Source organism: Blautia hydrogenotrophica DSM 10507 (assembly GCF_034356035.1).
In the GTDB taxonomy this organism is placed as follows: Bacteria; Bacillota; Clostridia; order Lachnospirales; family Lachnospiraceae; genus Blautia_A; species Blautia_A hydrogenotrophica.
In genome coordinates this window covers 3,406,359-3,426,059 of record NZ_CP136423.1, presented here as the reverse complement: position 1 = coordinate 3,426,059, position 19,701 = coordinate 3,406,359, and the positions used below count along the sequence as shown (strand labels likewise).

General features: G+C 46.0%; 18 protein-coding genes. 14 read left to right on the top strand and 4 right to left on the bottom strand.

What is annotated here, in order from left to right:
- Positions 1–110 precede the first annotated feature (110 nt).
- The 14 genes from BLHYD_RS16400 (at position 111) to pgmB (ending at position 17,615) form a co-directional block, all read left to right on the top strand.
- Complete coding sequence (locus BLHYD_RS16400) at positions 111–791, top strand: response regulator transcription factor (protein ID WP_005951970.1); 681 nt, start codon at positions 111–113, stop codon at positions 789–791.
- Positions 788–2,152, top strand: coding sequence for a sensor histidine kinase (locus BLHYD_RS16395; protein ID WP_005951968.1), 1,365 nt, complete (start codon positions 788–790; stop codon positions 2,150–2,152). Before BLHYD_RS16400 ends, BLHYD_RS16395 begins: the two co-directional genes overlap by 4 nt.
- Positions 2,153–2,240: 88 nt before the next feature.
- A complete protein-coding gene (locus tag BLHYD_RS16390; RefSeq protein WP_021844673.1) occupies positions 2,241–2,828 on the top strand; it encodes a PepSY domain-containing protein in 588 nt (195 codons plus the stop codon).
- A gap of 277 nt (positions 2,829–3,105) precedes the next feature.
- Positions 3,106–5,244, top strand: a complete 2,139-nt coding sequence (locus BLHYD_RS16385) for an ADP-ribosylglycohydrolase family protein (RefSeq protein WP_260784598.1) — start codon at positions 3,106–3,108, stop codon at positions 5,242–5,244.
- A 187-nt stretch (positions 5,245–5,431) separates the two neighbouring features.
- Positions 5,432–6,436 carry a LacI family DNA-binding transcriptional regulator gene (locus BLHYD_RS16380; protein ID WP_005951956.1) on the top strand — a complete coding sequence of 335 codons (1,005 nt, stop codon included), beginning with the start codon at positions 5,432–5,434 and terminating at the stop codon, positions 6,434–6,436.
- A gap of 277 nt (positions 6,437–6,713) precedes the next feature.
- On the top strand, positions 6,714–8,408 hold the full coding sequence (locus BLHYD_RS16375) for a sugar phosphorylase (protein ID WP_005951951.1): 1,695 nt from the start codon (positions 6,714–6,716) through the stop codon (positions 8,406–8,408).
- Positions 8,409–8,461: 53 nt separating this feature from the next.
- The gene (locus BLHYD_RS16370) at positions 8,462–9,766 is read left to right on the top strand and encodes an ABC transporter substrate-binding protein (RefSeq protein WP_021845810.1); all 1,305 of its coding nucleotides are present in this window, start codon (positions 8,462–8,464) and stop codon (positions 9,764–9,766) included.
- A 55-nt stretch (positions 9,767–9,821) separates the two neighbouring features.
- Positions 9,822–10,709 (top strand): carbohydrate ABC transporter permease, encoded by an 888-nt coding sequence (locus BLHYD_RS16365; RefSeq protein ID WP_021845811.1) that lies wholly within the window; start codon positions 9,822–9,824, stop codon positions 10,707–10,709.
- Positions 10,696–11,544 carry a carbohydrate ABC transporter permease gene (locus BLHYD_RS16360; RefSeq protein ID WP_005951946.1) on the top strand — a complete coding sequence of 283 codons (849 nt, stop codon included), beginning with the start codon at positions 10,696–10,698 and terminating at the stop codon, positions 11,542–11,544. The genes BLHYD_RS16365 and BLHYD_RS16360 overlap by 14 nt, the downstream gene beginning before the upstream one ends.
- Before the next feature lie 23 nt (positions 11,545–11,567).
- Positions 11,568–12,632, top strand: a complete 1,065-nt coding sequence (locus BLHYD_RS16355; protein ID WP_005951944.1) for a zinc-dependent alcohol dehydrogenase — start codon at positions 11,568–11,570, stop codon at positions 12,630–12,632.
- Between the two features lies 1 nt (position 12,633).
- Positions 12,634–13,425 carry a sugar phosphate isomerase/epimerase family protein gene (locus BLHYD_RS16350; protein WP_005951941.1) on the top strand — a complete coding sequence of 264 codons (792 nt, stop codon included), beginning with the start codon at positions 12,634–12,636 and terminating at the stop codon, positions 13,423–13,425.
- Between the two features lie 95 nt (positions 13,426–13,520).
- Positions 13,521–14,570, top strand: coding sequence for a Gfo/Idh/MocA family protein (locus BLHYD_RS16345; protein ID WP_021845812.1), 1,050 nt, complete (start codon positions 13,521–13,523; stop codon positions 14,568–14,570).
- Positions 14,571–14,646: 76 nt separating this feature from the next.
- Entirely contained in the window at positions 14,647–16,974 is a 2,328-nt protein-coding gene (locus BLHYD_RS16340) for a glycoside hydrolase family 65 protein (RefSeq protein WP_005951936.1), read from the top strand.
- Entirely contained in the window at positions 16,971–17,615 is a 645-nt protein-coding gene (gene pgmB / locus BLHYD_RS16335) for a beta-phosphoglucomutase (protein WP_005951934.1), read from the top strand. The genes BLHYD_RS16340 and pgmB overlap by 4 nt, the downstream gene beginning before the upstream one ends.
- A 173-nt stretch (positions 17,616–17,788) precedes the next feature.
- Here the strand turns inward: pgmB and BLHYD_RS17565 are convergent, their stop codons facing one another.
- The 4 genes from BLHYD_RS17565 to BLHYD_RS16320 all read right to left on the bottom strand — a co-directional run bounded on the left by BLHYD_RS17565 (position 17,789) and on the right by BLHYD_RS16320 (position 19,694).
- Entirely contained in the window at positions 17,789–17,896 is a 108-nt protein-coding gene (locus BLHYD_RS17565; RefSeq protein ID WP_369124191.1) for a TraX family protein, read from the bottom strand.
- A gap of 17 nt (positions 17,897–17,913) precedes the next feature.
- Complete coding sequence (locus BLHYD_RS16330; RefSeq protein WP_005951929.1) at positions 17,914–18,264, bottom strand: hypothetical protein; 351 nt, start codon at positions 18,262–18,264, stop codon at positions 17,914–17,916.
- 9 nt (positions 18,265–18,273) lie between these two features.
- A complete protein-coding gene (locus BLHYD_RS16325) occupies positions 18,274–18,648 on the bottom strand; it encodes a TraX family protein (protein ID WP_005951927.1) in 375 nt (124 codons plus the stop codon).
- Positions 18,649–19,193: 545 nt separating this feature from the next.
- Positions 19,194–19,694: a hypothetical protein gene (locus tag BLHYD_RS16320; RefSeq protein ID WP_005951920.1), complete on the bottom strand. Its 501-nt coding sequence runs from the start codon at positions 19,692–19,694 to the stop codon at positions 19,194–19,196.
- Positions 19,695–19,701 lie beyond the last annotated feature (7 nt).

Below are 19,701 nucleotides of genomic sequence, written 5' to 3'. Positions count from 1 at the left end.
TTCGAGATGAAGAGTTTTTATCTGGGATGAAGACTCCTGAATAACCAAGAAGTTTGTAGTTATTAGGCTGATTTTGAATTTGTGGAACACTGCATGGAGAGGAGGATATTATGAGAATTTTGATAGCAGAGGATGAAAAAGATTTGAATGTCCTTCTGAAAAAACGTCTGGAAAATCAAAAATACAGCGTGGATGCCTGCTGCGATGGGGAGGAAGCGCTGGACTATCTGGCAGTCACGGAGTATGATGCTGTTGTTTTAGATATCATGATGCCAAAGATCAATGGCCTTCAAGTACTTCAAAAAATAAGAAAAGAGGGGACAAGCACACCGGTACTGTTGTTGACGGCCAAGGACAGCATTGAAGACCGAGTGACAGGGTTGGATTTGGGCGCGGATGATTACCTTGTCAAGCCGTTTGCATTTGAAGAATTACTGGCGCGGATTCGGGTGATGCTGAGAAAGTCAGCGGCGGTGGAGACAAACACGAATGTCGTAAAGATTGCGAACCTCACAGTGGATTTGAATACGCACAGGGTATTCCGGGATGAGACAGAGATTGAACTGTCCAATAAGGAATTTTCGATTCTGAGATATATGTGTATGAATAAAGGGGTTGTGTTATCTAGAGATAAGATAGAGGAACATATCTGGAATTATGACTATGCGGGTGCTTCTAATGTGGTGGATGTGTACATTCGTTACCTGCGCAGGAAGATAGATGATTCCTATGAGCCCAAACTGATTCACACGATTCGAGGAGCTGGGTACGTGTTGAGGGAGAGCAAATGAAAAAACTGCCGTTAAAATGGAAATTAACGATACTGTATACAATTTTTATGATGCTTTTGACCGGAGGTATGATCGGAGTCTTGCTCTCGTTGAGTAACAAGGAGATTTTGACATCTATGGAACGGGCATTGGAGGAGAAGGTTTTCTCAGTTTTTGATGATGTGGAGTGGGAGGATGGAAAGTTGGACATCGACTCTGACATTACAGAAGTGGAAGATGGCATCTATCTGTCCGTGTATGATGGGAGCGGCAATCTGCTGAGTGGACGAATACCATATGAGTTTACGGAAAATGTGGGGCTCTCCCAGGGGCTTCAGCGGCTGACAATCGGGGGAACGAAATGGTACGTGATGGATGCGACTTCGAATATTGAAGGTTACGGATTGATTTTTGTGAGGGGAATTGCTTCTGTGACGAAAGCGGAGAGCAGTCTTCAGATTACTTTGCGTCTGTCTATGATATTGTTTCCCATCATGGTAATTTTGTTGGCATGTCTGGGATATTTTTTTATACACCGGACATTGAAGCCGGTAGCAAAGATCACGGCGACTGCTCGTGAGATCTACGAGAAAGAGGATTTGTCGAAGCGTATTGGATTGGAGTCGGGAAAGGATGAGATTCATGAATTGGCGCAGACCTTTGATCGGATGCTCGAGAAGCTAGAAGCGGCGTTTGAGAAAGAAAAGCAGTTCACTTCGGACGCTTCCCATGAGCTTAGAACTCCGGTCACGGTCATTCTTTCTCAGTGTGAATATTTATTGGAAGATGCGGAGCTCTCGAAAGAGGAGAGGGAATCTGTGGAGGTGATTCGCAGAAAAGCTCAGAATATGGCCAGAATGATTTCTCAGCTTTTGTTTTTATCCCGGGCAGATCAAAATAGGCAGACAATCCATAAAGAGTATCTGGATTTGACATTACTGACAGAGATCGCGGTTGAGGAGCAGCAGGAGTTCGCTCAGGCCAGAGGGATACGAATTGAGACAGAGATTCAAGATGGAATACACGGCATGGCGGATGAGACGCTTTTTATCAGAATCTGGATGAACTTGATTGGGAATGCGATCGTATATGGCCGGGATGGTGGCTGGATAAAAGTAGGACTTTCACAAAGAGGCGAAGTAGTGCGAGGATCTGTGCAGGATAATGGTATCGGAATCGCGGAGAAGCATTTGCCACGTATTTGGGAACGCTTTTATCAGGTGGAGTCCTCGAGAAGCGCCAGGGAAGAGACCAGTTCCGGTTTGGGTCTGCCCATGGTGAAATGGATTGTAGAAGCCCATGGAGGTACAATCACAGCAGAGAGTGAGTATGGAAAGGGCACGAAATTTGTCTTTGAGATTCTTTTGCAGGAAAAAAATTAGAAAAACTATACTTTTTTAATCTTCTTTTAATTTTCATTTTTTATAATAACCTCAACAAAGAAAAAATAAGTCATGGAGGTAAATGATTATGAAAAATAAAGGATTAAAAGTTTTAACAGGAGTTTTAGCGGCAGTTTCTATTTTCACGATGGCAGGTGGTCTGGCAGTAGGTGCAGCTGTGGTAAAAGGAGAGAGAGCAGGATACGAAGCCAATTTTAAAGCGAAGCTTACAGAGGACGAGGTTTTAAAGATTGCCAGAGAGGATGCGGACCTCAAGGAAAAGGAGACCGACAGGTCCAGGGTAAAGCTGGACTATGACGATGGAATTTTAAGCTACGATGTGGAATTCTATTCGGGCAATAAAGAATATGACTATGAGATAGATGCAAACAGCGGCGAGATTTTGAAGGTGGACTATGAGATCGAGAGAGAGTTCCAGGAGCCTTATGGCAGTGCGGAAGCGAAGGTATCAATCGAGGAAGCCACAAAGACGGCACTGGCTCAGGTCTCTGGAGCGACAGAGAAGGAATTGCGCATAAAGGCGGATTATGATGATGGAAGGCTTATCTATGAGGGAGACATTCTACATGACAATGTGGAATATGAATTCGAAATCAGTGCAGAGACAGGGAAAATTTTGAGCTGGGAATCAGAGAAACATTCTTTTTGGGATTAATCGGAAATAAAAAGCAGCATAGATTTTATTGACAGTGTAAACCGATAATTCTATAATAACGGGACGAAAGTAAATCGTCCCGTTTTCTGCTATAGGAAAATCTTTTCCTATAGCAGAAAACGCTCCGCTGCGGATGCGCACGCCGCAATGAGGAATATCACCGCAAAGCGGTGTTGCGGCGGCGCGGAAAGTGGGGCGCGCCCTCAAAAAATGAGTGGGATGTGGGAGCTGAAGTGGGACTGGCTGCGTAGTTTACAGGACATAATAGGAGGCTGACATGAGAGAAGAATTTATTGAAAAAATCTATGCGGGATGGCTGGCGAAAATTGTGGGAATACGCCTTGGAGCGCCCGTGGAGGGATGGACGTATGACAGAATACGGAATATCTTTGGCGAGGTAACAGACTACCTGGTGGATTATCATGAATTTGCTGCGGACGATGACAGCAACGGGCCCATTTTTCTGGTGAGGGCGTTGGAGGACAGCGGGCATATCCTAAATTTGACTGCACAGGACGTAGGGGAAGCGCTGCTCAATTATGCACCTTTCGAGCATGGATTTTTTTGGTGGGGCGGTTATGGGGTCGCGACAGAGCATACGGCCTATTTAAATTTGAAAAATGGAATTCCCGCGCCCAGAAGCGGAAGCATCTCACAGAATGGAGAGATGATGGCTGAACAGATCGGCGGGCAGATCTTTATAGATACCTGGGGCCTGGTCACACCCGGAAATCCTGATCTGGCGGCGCAGTATGCGGCAGCTGCAGCCAGTGTAACTCATGATGGAAATGGTATTTATGGCGGTATTTTTGTGGCGGTTTGCATTAGCTGGGCCTTTGTGGAAGCAGATATGAGAAAGATCATAGAGAAAGGCTTATCTTATATTCCGAAGGATTGCGAGTATGCCAGAGTCGTGAACGCAGTTATGGGCTTTTACGAGGCCAACGGTAATGAAGGGTGGAGAGAGTGTTTTCGGTATGTGAAAGAGAATTTTGGCTATGACAGATATCCGGGCAACTGCCATATCATTCCCAATGCTGCGGTGATGGTCTTGGCTTTGCTGTACGGGGAAGGAGACTTTTCTGACACTTTGAATATCTGTAACATGTGCGGATGGGATACCGACTGCAATGTGGGAAATATTGCGACAATCATGGGTGTGCGCAATGGACTGGGAGGCATCGATTACCGAAAATGGAGAGAACCCATCCATGATTTTTTAGCCTGCTCCAGCGTCGTAGGTTCTCTCAATATCACAGATATTCCCAGTGGTGCGCTCTATTTGGCAAAAATGGCCTATAGAATTGCGGGTGAAGAAATGCCTGCCCCATGGAGAGACATCGCAGAAAACCGACCGGAGAGCTGCCATTTTGAATTTCCGGGTTCTACACACGCGATACGTACGAGAGTGGAAGGTCTGGATGAGAGAGCACAGAAGAATCGGGTGTGCCAGGTGAAAAATACCGAGGAGACGGCCCACACAGGCAGAAGAAGTTTGAAGATTTCCGCAGCTTCCGTGTTGGCAGGTGAGAATGTGTATGTGTACAAAAAGACTTATTACACGCCGGAAGACTTTTATGACAGCAGATATGACCCTAGTTTTTCACCGTTGGTGTATCCAGGACAAACTGTTCGCGGGAACGCCTATCTTCCAGAGTATGGGGAACATGCGCAGGTGAGTCTCTATGCCAGAGACATGCGCACAGGCAGGATTTATCAAGGAGAGAGTGCAAAACTAGAGCCGGGGAATTGGACAGAGCTTTGTTTTCAGATTCCAGCTCTCTCAGGTGCGCTGATTGACGAGGTTGGTTTTTGTTTTCACGTTGAGGGGAATCACAATATAGCCCGCAGCTTTGTGGGGATGATTGACGATTTCTATGTGACAGGTAAGGCGGACTATGAAATCGAGTTTGAAAAAGAACGTGTGGAACTTTGGACAGCGCTGCACAGAGAGATTAGTCAGTTTACGAGATTAAAGGGAATTACCTATTTGGAAAAAGGATGTCTGCATCTGTCTTGTTCAGATTTTGGGGAGACCTACACAGGAGGACATGATTGGAAAAATTATCGGGCAAAATTCAGTGTGACACCGATGGTTGGAGAACATCACGGGGTAAATGTGAGAGTCCAGGGGGCGATACGTTCCTATGCAGTAGGATTACTCCCGGACCACAGAGTCGGAATTCTGAAAAATGAGAACGGATACCGGATACTGGCAGAGACAGATTTCGACTGGCACTGTGGTAAGGAATATGAAATTACGGTTTGTGTGGAAGAAAACCATATATTGGCGGACATAGATGGTGAGGTGACGTTAAAGACTCAGGATGAGAAGAACCCGTACCTCACAGGAGGAATCGGGCTTTCCGTACAAAAAGGAAGCCACATGAGTTGCCGAAAAATCACAGTCTCGTGAGAGGGGGTGCGCAAAGAAAGTCTTTCCCTCAAAATCGAGGGGAAGCGGAAGGGTTTACTTACTTTGCCTGAAAAAGTATCTAAAATGCAGGGGATAGTTTTGAGCATTTTGCTGAAAAGAAGAAAAAGTCTTGCAGTCTGGAATGAGAAAGCTTATAATGACAACGTAGGACAAAGGAGGGGGATTTATGAGAAATGTGAAAATGGCAGACATCGCAGAGGCCTGTGGTGTATCCATTAAATCTGTTTCCCGAGTCTTGAATAATAATCCCAATGTGAGCGACGAAATGCGGGAGAGAGTGATGAGTACGATTAAAGAGCAGGGATACCAGGTCAATATGCTGGCCCGGGGACTAAAAGGCAATCGTACAAACATCATCGTAGTTTTCGCGGAGCGGCATCATGAGGAGCATCTGAGTATTTGGCACGATATGATGCTGAAGCATCTGTTTACCTACGCAAAAAAACGTTCGATGAAAATTGTGCTCTCGCCTTCTAACAGCGGACGTTTTGAGGAAGATGAGACAGACGGATTTTATCTGATCGCCAGCGGTATAGCAGATGGAGCCATTCTTCTGGAGAACATACTACAGGATGCCAGAGTGGATTATTTTGAGAAACATGGAATTCCCTATGTAGTGTTTGGGGAGCCGGAGAATGAGGAGATTCCCTCTGTCAGTCTCGACAATTTCGATGTGGGCTACAAGGGAGGCTGCTATCTAGCCGAGAAGGGATTTCAAAAAATTGCGTTTTTTATCGGCGAGGAAAAATTTCTCTCCACGAAGCACCGTATTGAAGGTTTCGAGTCGGCTATGCAAAAATACGGAAGGCAGTACTGTGTTTTTAAAGGTGTAGACACCGTTAAGAAAGCCTACGAGAAAGCCAAAGAGGTACTCAAAGAAGAGAATGATATTGAAGCGTTTTTTGTGTCCGGTGATGAGAGAGCTCTGGGAGTCTATCGGGGAATATATGAACAGGGGCTGAGGATTCCTGAGGATGTGGCAGTGTTGGGAATAGACAAAATTACCTTGGGTGAGTATTATTATCCGCCGATTTCAACAATAGAACAGGACTTCGAGATTCTGGCAAAGTGCTGTATCGACTATGTGATAGACAAGATAGAGAATGCGGATGTTGAGGACAGCAGGTCTTTAAGATTTCCATGTAAAGTGATCGAAAGAAAGTCCACGTGATGGCTTTCTTTCCTAAGTGATAAGCCCGGTAAGTGGCTGTGGTATCGCAGTGGATAGGGAAGGAAGCCTTATCTATGACATAAACACTTCGCGTGGATCGGGCTGTGTCGGAGTGGAATATGGCGTTTTGAGCCCCGCCGCAGGCGGAGAATCCTGCAAGCAGGATTCTTTTTTACTTCAATAATTGACAACGTTGTCATATAGAGTGAAAAATAGAATAAAAAGAAGGAGGATTTTTCTTCGAATTGACAACGTTGTCAATTCGGTAAAATGAAAGATGAAAAAAGAATTAGCAACTAAAGTCAAAGAAAGATTGAGAGCTATCTACGCGGATTCCCAGAAAGAAGAAAAGGCTTTTCGGCTGTTGAGTGAGAAATTAAGTGTTTACGAGGAAGATTCCAGCGGCGGAGAAGTTTTTTCGGAGAGAGACAGTATTTTGATTACTTATGGGGATACGATCGTGGATGGCGCCGAATGTGGTTTGAGGGTGTTAAGCAAATTCCTGAAGGAGTTTGTGAGAGATTCCATTGGAAATGTGCACTTGCTGCCGATGTATCCGTACACTTCAGATGACGGCTTTTCGGTGACGGATTACAGGCAGATTAATCCGGAACTGGGTTCCTGGGAGGATGTGGAAAATCTATCAGCGGAGTATGGATTGATGTTTGACGCTGTGATTAACCATATATCCAAGAGCAGTGATTGGTTCCAGGGATACTTAAAGGGGGAGAGTCCTTACAGGGACTATTTCATCACCTGTGACCCCAAGGCGGATTACAGTGCAGTGACCAGGCCGAGGGCTCTGCCTCTTCTCACAGAATTTGAGACCAGTGAAGGTGTGAAGCACGTCTGGACGACTTTCAGTGAAGACCAGATTGATCTGAACTATGGATGTCCAGAACTTTTGGCACAGATCGCTGATTTGCTGCTGATGTATGCACAAAAAGGCGCAAGGTACATTAGACTAGACGCAGTTGGGTTCATGTGGAAAGAACTGGGAACGACATGTATGCATCTTCCCCAGACCCATGAGATTATCAAGTTGATAAAAGACATTTTCAGAGTGTACTCACCAAAGACATGGATTATCACAGAGACAAATGTTCCTCACGAAGATAACATCAGTTACTTTGGAACAGATGGGGATGAGGCGGATTTGGTATATCAATTCCCTCTTCCGCCCTTGGTAATGTATTCGTTGATTACAGGGAGCGCAAAGACTTTGTCAGATTGGATGAAGACTCTTCAGCTACCCAGTGATAAAGTAACTTATTTTAATTTTTTGAGTTCCCATGATGGAATTGGAGTAAGACCGGTGGAAGGGCTCCTGAGCAAAGAAGAGCTACAGCTTTTGGTGGATACAGCCTTGAAAAATGGTGGCGAGGTATCCTACAAGGACAACGGAGATGGGACGAGGAGCCCTTACGAGCTTAATATTAATTATCAGGATGCGCTGGCCGGGCCGGATGCCTCAGATCATGAGAGAATCGCCAAATTCTTGGCGGCTGAGACGATTTTGCTGTCTTTGCAGGGGGTGCCTGGAATTTATATACATAGTTTGTTGGGTTCTAGGAATGATTATTATGGGAAGACGACTTCTGGGATTCCCAGGAGAATTAACCGGGAGAAGCTAGAATTTACCTACATCAGAGAGCAGCTCCTTGGCGATTCGAACCGCCGCAAGATTTTTGAGGAGATGATAAGAAGGCTGGAGATTCGAAGAGAGGAGAGTGCTTTCTCGCCGCTGTCCAGTCAGCAGGTTTTCCAGTGGAAGCCAGAAGTTCTGACCTTTGTCCGGGAAAACGGACAGACAGGCTCGAAAGTATTGGTAGCAGTCAATGTGTCAGGTAAGACGCAACAAATTGTGTCTTCTGAGTTAAAGGGAATAGACTTGTTAAGCGAAAATAAGATAGATGGAGTTCTAAACTTGAATCCATGGGAATGTGCGTGGATAAAAACAGCCAGTTTGTAACAGGAAGAGAGAGAAACCTGTTCATAATAAAAAACAAAAAAGGAGAGAAAACCATGAAAAGAAAATTGGTATTTGCGGTACTGATTGCGGCAATGACTACTATGGTGGTATCAGGATGCGGCAAAAAAGAAGAAACAAAGTCTGAAGACGGAAAGGTGCATATTCAATTCATGCATCAGCAGGTGGAGCAGGAACGTCAGGACGCCGTACAGGCAATCATTGACGACTTTGAGGCAAAGAACCCGGATATTGTGGTAGAGTCCATTCCTGTCAATGAGGATGACTATGACTCTAAGATTACAGCCCAGGGTGGCAGCGGGGAGCTGGCGGATATCATTGAATACAGCCAGGACCAGGCGAAGACCAGCGTAGCGAACCAGTTTACGGATGTGGATGCTGTAAAAGAGGTCATCGAGGGCAAAGGCGAGGATGCCTTTTATGAAGGAGCTCTGTCTGTGACCAAGACCGAGGACGGAGAGAGTTATGTAGGCGTGCCGATCAGCAGCTGGGTACAGGGTATTTGGGTGAACAAGGCGATGCTGGATGAGAAAGGATTGGAAGTTCCAAAAACTTGGGATGACGTACTGAATGTGGCAAAGGCTTTCTATGACCCAGATAACAGAATGTATGGAATTGCTCTTCCGACTTCTGACAGCGCGTTCACCGAGCAGGTATTCTCACAGTTTGCACTGTCCAATGGGGCAAATATTTTTGACGGTGACAAAAATGTCACAGTAAATACCCCAGAGATGAAAGAAGCGCTGGAATATTACAAAGAGCTGGCTGCTTATTCTATGCCAGGTTCCACAGAGGTTGCGGATGTCAATGACGCGTTTGTAGGTAAGAATGCTCCGATGGCCATGTACTCCACTTATATTCTTGGAAATGTAGAGGAAGCAGGATTTGCCGAGGATTTGGAACTGGTGCTGCCAAATAAGAAATCGGAGGCCGCTTATGGATGCATCACTGTTCTGGGAATCTCAGCGGGCGCGGATGCAGAGAAGACAGAAGCTGCTAAGAAATTTGTGAGCTTCATGCTGGAGGATGAAAACAATGTAAATTGGCTGAACATGGCTCCTGGTGGAATTCAGCCGGTATTGAAATCTGTGGATGAGATGCCAGAATACACAGATCTGGAAGAAAGACAGGCATTTGTCCATCTGAATGATTCCATTGCCAATGCAGTGGACAATCTTCAATTGTTTGGCGTTGTGGATGGAAAGAACTTCACCGAGATGGGTGATGTGACCAACACCGGCGCGATCAGCAAGATGATTAACAACGTGGTTGTTCAGAACGCGGACGTCGACACAGAACTTGAAACTGCTCAGACTTCAGTAGAAGGATTGCTGAAATAAGAAATAGCCGCGGGGGAGGCCCAGCCTCTTCCGCGGTGTGAAAAGGAAGATGAGGATGAAATCAAAAACAAGGAAATTAGGCGGAAGCAGCACAAAGTTTGCATATGCGCTATTGTCTCCCAGTTTAATTCTGCTGGTCCTTTTGATAGGTTATCCGCTTGTATATAATGTCGTCATCAGTTTTCAGGACGTACCACTGAATCCAAATCTGCCGTCGACATTTGTAGGGGTACAAAATTTTGTGGACGTCTTTACGGACGCTTCGTTTTACCACTCCGTATTGATAACCCTGCTGTTTACAGTGATTGTCACAGTGATTAGTACGGTCTTAGGTCTGCTTTTAGCAGTCTTTTTAAACAGAAAATTTTTCGGTAAAAAAATTGTAAACTCGATTATTATATTGTCCTATGTTGTTCCGGCTGTGTGTTTGATTTTTACATGGCGCTATATGTTCAACAACATCTACGGAATCATGAACTATGTGGTTGTGGATCTTCTGAAGCTTACCGATGAGGCTCCGCTGTGGTTTGACCAGCCGACATTCGCGTTTATTCTGGTTAGTATTTTCGCTATTTGGAAATTCTTCCCGTACGCATATATCTCTTTTAACGCGATTCTCCAGTCTATGGACAACAGCTTATACGAGGCTGCGGACATCGACGGGGCAAGCTCCTGGGAAAAGTTCAAGGCGATCACATACCCTGCGATCAAGCCTACTCTGGTGACGGTTGTAAGCCTTAGGACGATCTGGGTGTTCTACATTTACACCGAGGTGTATCTGCTGACGAAGCAGGTGGATGTTCTGGGCGTATATTTGTACGATATGGCCTTTGCGACACATGATTTTGGAAAAGCAGCGGCAATTTCTATTATATTGTTTGTATTTATCTTTGCGTTGATTATGCTGATAAGAAGGAAGGTGCTGAGGGTTGAAGAGGATTAATAAGAAAAAGACAATAAAAGAAGCCTGGTTCTATCTCCGAGTGATTCTTCTAGTGCTCGTATTATTATTTCCATTTATCATCATGCTCAGCATCTCCCTGAAGGCGACTTCTGAGACAATTGGATATCCGCCGACGATTATACCGCACGAGTGGACGCTAGAGCATTTTGTGGATATATTTAATGCCAATATTTTCCCATTTTTGAAGTACTTTAAGAACAGTTTATATATTGCGCTGACGACTTCTGTGGTCGCGGTACTTTTGGGAATTTTAGGAGGCTATGCCCTGTCCAGACTGAAATTCAAGGGTAAGAGTGGGGTGAGCGAGCTGTTTTTCCTGGTGTATATGTTTTCCGGTATTCTGCTGATTGTACCTTTGTTTAAGATGCTTTCAGCTATTGGACTGAGCAACAGCAGGGAGGCGGTTATCATTTGTATGATTGTCCAAACCCTACCAACGGCCATCTATATGACTCGCAGTTATTTTGACACAATTCCAGCCGAGCTGGAAGAGGCGGGGCGAGTAGACGGACTGAGCAGGATGGGGATTATTTTCCGCATTGTAGTTCCTCTTTCCATCTCAGGAATTATCTCCGTCTTTGTCTATGCGTTTATGATTGCATGGAACGATGTGTTGTTTGCGTCGATTTTCATAGATTCGCCGGATTTGATGACGATTCCGATCGGATTGAACTCACTGTTTAACACGCCGGATTATATCTGGGGACGCATGATGGCTGCATCTTTGGTTACTTCCCTTCCAGTAGTTATCATGTATGGCATTAGCCAGCATCTGATTAGAAGTGGAAGTACTGACGGTGGCGTGAAAGGCTAAAAGATAAAAAGGAGAGATTTTTCATGAAAAAGTTAGTAGCAACAGCCCCAAGAGTCGCAGAATTGAAAGACTATGAGGACAGAGAAATTAAGAGCAACGAGGTAAAAGTCAAAGTAGAATTTGCAGCTCCAAAGCACGGAACGGAGCTGGCGGATTTCAGAGGAACTACACCATTTATCGACGGAAAATTTGATGAGGAGTGGAGAGTATTCGCTCAGAGAGGAGCGGACGAGCCGAGGGGAATTGAGTTCGGTGATCTGCCCCTGGGAAATATGTTTGTGGGGACAATTGTTGAGAAAGGCAGCGATGTGACGGAGTATGAGATTGGAGATCGTGTCTGCTCCTATGGACCGATCAAAGAGACTCAGATTGTCAATGCTGTGGACAATTACAAACTGCGCAAGATGAGCAAGACAGCCTCCGCAAAAAATGCAGTTTGCTATGACCCAGCGCAGTTCGCGCTCAGTGGAATCCGTGACGCCGATGTAAGACCTGGCGATAGGGTTGTTGTGATTGGCCTTGGAGCAATCGGTCTGATTGCGCTTCAGTTTGCGGTGAAAATTGGAGCTACCACGGTGATCGGTATTGACCCGATTGAGAAGAGAAGAACGATTGCTACGAAGACGGGTGCGCATTATGTTCTGGACTCTACAGCTTGTGACGCAGGATTAGAGATTAAACGCCTGACAGATAAGAAGGGGGCAGATGTGATTATAGAGACCAGTGGCAATGTACATGCGCTTCAGTCTGCGTTGAAAGGACTGGCTTATAACGGAACCATCGCCTATGTGGCCTTTGCAAAACCGTTTCCAGAAGGGTTGTGGCTGGGACAGGAGGCGCATTTCAACTATGGAAAAATTATTTTCTCCCGTGCCTGCAGTGAGCCGAATCCGGAGTATCCTCGCTGGGATAGACATCGGATTGAGGATGTCTGCTGGGAACTGCTGATGAACGGATATCTGAACTGTGAAGATATCATCGAACCGGTTGTGCCTTTTGAGAAATGTGCGGAAGGCTTTTGCGAGTATGTGGACAGACACCCGGAGGAGAGCATTAAGATGGGCGTAGATTTTACAGGGAGGGAATGACATGTTATTAGGAACTCAGGATAAAGATTTTTTCCCGGAAGATATACTGGAAAAGTTGGAATTTGTGAAATCCATGGGTTTTCAGAGCTTTGAGATCGACGGAAAACTGCTGGTAGAAAACGTGGACAAGGTAAAAGAGGCTGTCGAAAAGACTGGCGTTCCAGTGTTGACAGCCTGCAATGGATACCGCGGATGGATTGGAGATTTTATCGAGGAAAGACGCTTAAACGGTGTGGAGGATTTGAAAGAGATTCTCAGAGCGGTTAAGAAAGTCGGAGGTACTGGAGTCGTGGTTCCTGCGGCCTGGGGAATGTTTACCTTCCGTCTGCCGCCGATGGTATCTCCAAGAAGCCATGAGGGAGATGTAAAAGCAATCCTGGATTCTCTGACAGAATTGGAAAAAGTAGCGGAAGAGACAGGAACCTATATCTATCTGGAGCCTTTGAACAGATACCAGGATCACATGCTAAATACGCTGGAAGATGCGGTCGGCATCATCGACAAAGGCGGTTTTAAGCGGGTGAAGATTACCGCAGACTTCTATCACATGGCCATTGAGGAGGACGATATCTCTGAATCGCTGAGAAAGTATAAGGATTATATCGGACATATTCACATTGCGGAAAACCATCGTTATCAGCCGGGAACCGGTTCTATCGACTGGGCGAGACACATGAAGACTCTCAAAGAGATCGGATATGAAGGGCCTGTGGTAAATGAGGGCAGAATCCGTGGGGAGGACCCCTTAAAGGTATATCAGGAATCTGTAGATTTTATGAAACAGTTTATGTAAATCGAAAATAAGCGGGATGCGGTGAAAGAGATTTTTTGCAGGAGGTGCAGAGTCCTTTTGCGGCATCCCGCTGTGCTATGACAGAGGAGAAGATTATGGAAAAATTGAAAATGGCCATTATCGGCTCAGGGCAGATTGCACAGGTCACACATATTCCCAACTATCAGTCTATGGAGGAAGTAAAGATAGTGGGAATTAGTGACACGCGCCTGGAGGCGGCCAAGTCTGTGGCGGAAAAATTTCAGATCGAAAATTACTATGACTCTCACAAGAAGATGTTAGAGGAGTGCAGGCCAGACGCAGTGACAGTCTGTGTGCCGAACAAGTTTCATTCTTCTATCACCATGGATGCGCTGGAAGCAGGCTGCCATGTATTCTGTGAGAAACCTCCGGCGATCACTGCACAGGAAGCCAGGAATATGGAAGAAAAGGCGAAAGAGAAAAATCTTTTTCTGTCCTACGGTTTTCATTTTCGTGCCAGTGAACAGGTGGCTTTTTTGAAAAAGGCGATTGAGAGCGGGCAGATGGGAGAGATCTATCATGCGGATGTGCAGTGGCACAGAAGGAGGGGAATACCAGGTTGGGGGAGCTTTACCAATAAGGAAATTCAAGGTGGAGGGCCACTGATTGACATCGGCGCGCATATGCTGGACAGTGCACTTTATTTGATGGGATATCCCAAGGTTTCTTATGTCTGTGCTACCTACAGTGACCGGTTAGGAAAAAGTTCCAAAGCAGGACTGATGGGAAGCTGGGATACGGAGCGTTTTACTGTGGAGGATAGCCTGTTTGGTTTTGTACGGTTTGCAGATGGAACCAGTCTCAACCTACAGACCTCCTTTGCGATAAATAGGGCGGAAAAGGATGTCCGCAGCGTGAAACTCTATGGGTCTTGTCAAGGAGCGGATCTCTTTCCACTGAGAGTGTTTGGTGAGGAGAATGGACAGCTTTATGACAAGGATTACCCGTTTATGGAAATGAGGGACTGGCATTTAGATTTGGACAGAAACTTTGTGAAGGCTTGTCTGGGAGAGGAATCGCTGTTGGTGACTGCCAGGCAGGGGACGTATATTCAAGAACTGATCTGCATGCTGTATCAGTCGGCCGAGAGCGGAGAGCCGGTCATGTCTCGGGAAGGGATTTGACAGTCGCACCGTGAGGCGGGGAAATTAAGTGGTTGAAGCGGCAGGTCCGCTTTGAACGAGGATTGGAGAAAGCTTTATGATTCATTATGAGACAGATAGACAGGAAGGCAGATTGTGGCTAAAGGAGTCTGGTTTTTCACCAGATTTTGAATTGAAGACAGAGTCTGTGTTTGCTCAGTGCAATGGGTATATGGGAGTCCGTGCGGCTCATCCGCTGTCCCTGGTCAATGAAAACAGGGGAATGTTTTTAAGCGGAGCATTTAACAGGGCTTATGAAGACGAGGTCACGGAGCTTGTAAATTGTCCGGATGTCACCTGGATGGGATTGATTGTCAACGGGGAGGAGATCTGTCCGGACCGGACAGAATTGGTTTCATGCGAGAGAAAATTGGATCTTATGACAGGAGAGCTACAGATTAACTATCAGTTTCGGTTAAGCTTAGGAAGACTGATTCAGATCCAGAACCGGCGTTTTGCGTCCAGGGATGACAGACACCTTTTTGTCCAGGACTTTAAAGTCAGCTTTTTGGATGAGAAGGCAGGAGAGATTCGCTTAAAGACGGGAATCAATGGACAGGAAACTAACAGCGGAGTATCTCATTTCAATAAGGTGGACTGTCGTGTGTACGACAGAGAGAGGATGGAAATGAGAGGAGAGCTGAAGGACAATTCTGTCACAGTTCTCACACAGTGTAGTGTGAAGAGCGGAACGTTGAGGACGAAAGACTTTAAGCTGTGTCGAAGGGGAATCTATGAATCTTTGACCGTGGCCGTGGATAGAAAAACAGAAGCAGTGTTTGAAAAAATTACATATATGAACCAGATGGAGGATGAGGAGAAGCAGAAGGAGAGAGAGAATATTCTCGCCAATGCATCAAAATCCGGCTATGACATTCTGTTTCAGAAGCATGAGAGAGTGATGCGGGACTTTTGGAGCCGTTCCGGGTTAAAAATAGAAGGAATCAGTCAGGAGGAAGAAGCAGCGATTCGTTTTGCCCAGTACCACATTCAAGGTATGACACCATGGCACACCGACAAGAGCAGTATTGCGGCAAAAGGACTGACCGGTGAAGGATATAAAGGACATGTATTTTGGGACACTGAGATCTTTCTTTTCCCCTCTTTGCTGTATACCTATCCCGAGACTGCCAGAAATCTTTTGAAATTTCGTTACTTGGGGCTGGAAGGGGCCAGAAAGAAGGCCAGAGACTACGGTTTTGCCGGAGCGATGTTTCCGTGGGAGGCAGCCAAGACCGGAGAAGAAGAGACGCCGCTGTATGCTGCTTTAAACATTTATACGGGTAAGGCCAACAAGGTCTGGTCAGGAATCAAGGAGTATCATGTGACCGCGGATATCGTCTATGCGCTGAATCAGTACTATGAGGCGACAAAGGACCAGGAGTTCATGAATCAATATGGTTATGAGATGGCTTTTGAGGCGGCGCAGTTCTGGGCGACCTGTGCTAGATGGGATGAAAAGAAGGAGAAGTTTGGAATTTATGATGTGATTGGCCCGGACGAGTATACGGAACACATTGACAACAATGCGTATACCAACTATATGGCGGCCTATTGTGTCAAGATAGCATACGCCTATGCTGAGGACTTAAAAAAACAAAATCCAAGGTTGTATATGTCCATGGATAGGAAATTTCAGCTTCAAAGAAGGATGAGAGACTGGGAGAGTTTTTTAAAGAATATCTATCTACCTTCTCCTGGGGAGGATGGAATTATTCCCCAGGATGATACGTTCCTGTCAAAGCCTTGTCTAGAAAATATTGAGAAGTATAAAAAGTCACAGATTAAGCAGGCAGTACTGTTGGATTATTCCAGAGATGAGATCGTCAATATGCAGGTTCTGAAGCAGGCAGATGTGGTGATGCTGCTGAATCTGTTTCCCCATCTTGTCGGAGAAGAGTATGTGAGAAAAAATGTCCTGTTCTATGAGAAGAGGACAATTCATGATTCTTCACTGAGCTACTGTGCCCATGCACAGGCTTGTGCGGTGATCGGGGCAATGGATTTGGCGGAGGAATTTTTTGATAAATGTTTGGTAGTCGATCTGGATGACAATCCATATGACAGTACGGATGGAATTCACTCAGCATCCCTGGGTGGTATCTGGAACTGCCTGATCTTCGGATTTGCGGGAGTACATTATGAAGGAGATGTCTTGTACATACAGCCCCACATTCCGGACAGATGGCAGTCCATGGAGTTCCAACTGACGGTGGCAGGCCAGGACATCCGATTTAAAGTCACAAACAAAACAGTGGAACTGCACACGGAAGAACTTTTGTCTTGCCCGTTGCGTGTGAAGGCAGGAGAGCAGGAGTATCTTTTTAAGGACAGCCTGAAAGCGGTTATCAGTTTAGAAATGGAGAGGCAGAAAGAAGTAGTATGAGAGCAGTAATTTTTGATTTGGACGGAGTGGTCGTCAACACGGCGAAGTATCACTATCTGGGCTGGAAGAAGCTGGCAAAGGAGCTGGGGTTTGATTTTGATATCAGTCATAATGAGAGGTTAAAGGGCGTAAGCCGGATGGAGTCCTTGAACATTGTACTGGAAGTGGGCGGTATCACCGGATATTCTGAAGAAGAGAAGCAAAAGCTGGCGGACCGGAAGAACCGCTATTATCTGGAGATGATTGAATCCATCGACGGGTCGGAGATTTTGCCGGGCATCCCGGAGTTTCTGGAAAAATTAAAGAATAAGGGATATCAGACAGCTCTGGGGTCAGCCAGCAAAAGCGGACGGATGATCTTAGAAAAGCTGGGCTTGGATTCCAAATTCGATGTGATTGTGGATGGAAATCTGGTGGAACGGCCAAAACCGGACCCGGAGGTCTTCGTGAAAGCGGCGCAGCTTTTGGGCGTTCCCTGTGAGGAATGTATTGTGGTGGAAGACGCTCAGGCAGGCGTCCAGGCGGCTCATGCCGGAGGCATGAAGTGTATCGGCATCGGAGATGAGAGGATATTGGGAGAGGCGGAAAAAGTCGTGTCGGATACCGAGGAATTGAACCGGGTGGATTTGGAGAGGTTATAGAAGTAAAAGAAGTGCGGACATTAAGGAATGTTCATGTGAAGAGACGCTGCAGCGGTGAGGCCGCGGCGTCTCTTTGCATGTGCGGGACATGGAATTGTACAGGACAGTAATTCTGGCATGGATATCTACATAATCTTACTTCCGCGATGCTATCCGAAATGTGAGATCAAAGATTATGCCAGGACTCTGGCGAGGATAACTAGCAGATACACATGCAGAGGATAGTACACATAGAAGAAATATTTCAGCTTTTTCCCCCGCGTTCCATTGTACAGGAGCATAAACGGCAGGGAGAGAATCAAAACCATTGATCGTTGAGAATAAACAGGTTTTCATAGGTCATTCCTTCGCTGGCCGCCGAAAGAAGGAAAAGCGCTGAAACCAGTATATAGAAAAGAGATAGTCGTACTTTATGGTTTCGGAAAAAATAAAATCCTATTCCTAATATTACCCAGCAAACAGAACCTTCCACAAAAATAGGCGAGGGAGCCAGAATAAGTAGAAGCTGTAGTATAGATGGCAATGATTGGGAAAGCGAACTGCTCATAATTTCTAGGACAGCTATCCCAGAACATACTGGCATCAAGAGCATTGTCATGGGCAGGAGGGCTTTTTTCCATTTTTTCTGCCGGATACTGGCCGCTAACAATTCAATTCCTCATATGTAGAGACCTGTCACAAACAGAGTCGCAAACATACCGTTGATAACCATGGCTCCCTTGGGATGCGGGAGATAGGTATTTATCAGAAGGTTGCCGATGGACATAAGAACCGAGGCGATATAGAGTCTTTTTAAATACGACAGTCTATTGTGCGTATGGGAAAATCCTTCCGCCATGACGAATAGAAAAAGAGGAGCGGAGATTCGGCCAAGCAGAGTAAAGATGTGAGGGGCGGATAAAAGGGCGTCTCCCAGATAAACATAGATGTGATCCAGAGTCATGAGAAACAGTGCCAGTATTTTCAGGGAGCAGGAAGAGAATCCCCATTTTTTGCCAGCAGTCTGATTCTTTTGCAGTGCAATCGTGTTCATTGAAAAACCTCCAATTTTGATTTGTTTTCACAGCAGACATTATAAAAAAAGCAAGAGAAAGTATCCATCGATTTATCTTACATTTCAAAGAGGTTTCTTACATTTCTGTAAGTCAGAGACTTTCCCCAAAATTAGAAGCACACGGTACTGGGAGGAGTTGAGAAACGATAAGATGGTCTGGCAGCCCTGTTAGCTCTATCCACGGGATTAGGAGTAGCCATCCTGTACAGCAGACATTGGAAGAGGAACCGTTAGAGAAAAGAAAACCACGCAAATGAAAGTAAGACAGCCAGAAGGGGCTGCCCCCTGGCCGGACACAAAAAAGGAACCAAAGAGCATTCGGCCCTGCACATTCATCCCTATTTTTGAGGAGGGTACACGGGCCGCCTCTTCGGCTCCTTTTTGTTTACACGATAAGCCCACAAATGGCTGTCAGGCCTGCGGGAGCAGGTCCTCACTCCGCTGCGGGCTGTGCCAGACGCACGTTGCCGGCACACAGTGCCTTTTACCAGGCAGCGGACACAATCAGAGCTCTTTTATCAAAGCTAAAATGGTGGAGAGCTCTTCCTCCAAAGCCTTGGCAATCTCCTCTGGGGAGAGGCCCTTTTGGAGCTTTTTTGGATTTGATTTTTTAAGAGGAGAAATTTGCCTTCTTCCTGTCCGAGCAGACGTCCCTCTTCCCGGGCTTCTTTTTTATCCAACTCACGTTCTTCCCAAGCCTGCATGAATTTCACCCCGATTTCTTCACTGGACTTGATCTGTGATACCTGCCGCTGAAGTTCCCGGACTTTTGGGCTGTCATAGCCATCTGCGGGAGTTTGGTTCGTGTGCTCGATAAAGGAGAGCAGTTCCACCAGCTCCGGGCTTACGTCCTGAGGATTCTGGCCGCGGGTGTTCAGGAAAATCCGCACGGCGCCGTCTTCCAGGGAAATTTCCGGGTTTTCCTTGCAGCGCATCTCGAAGGTATACTGATACCGCCCTTCCCCAAATAGATCAAAGGGAGCGATGATGATAATGTAGGTGTCGCCCAGCGCGTTGAAGTCCACCTGCCCC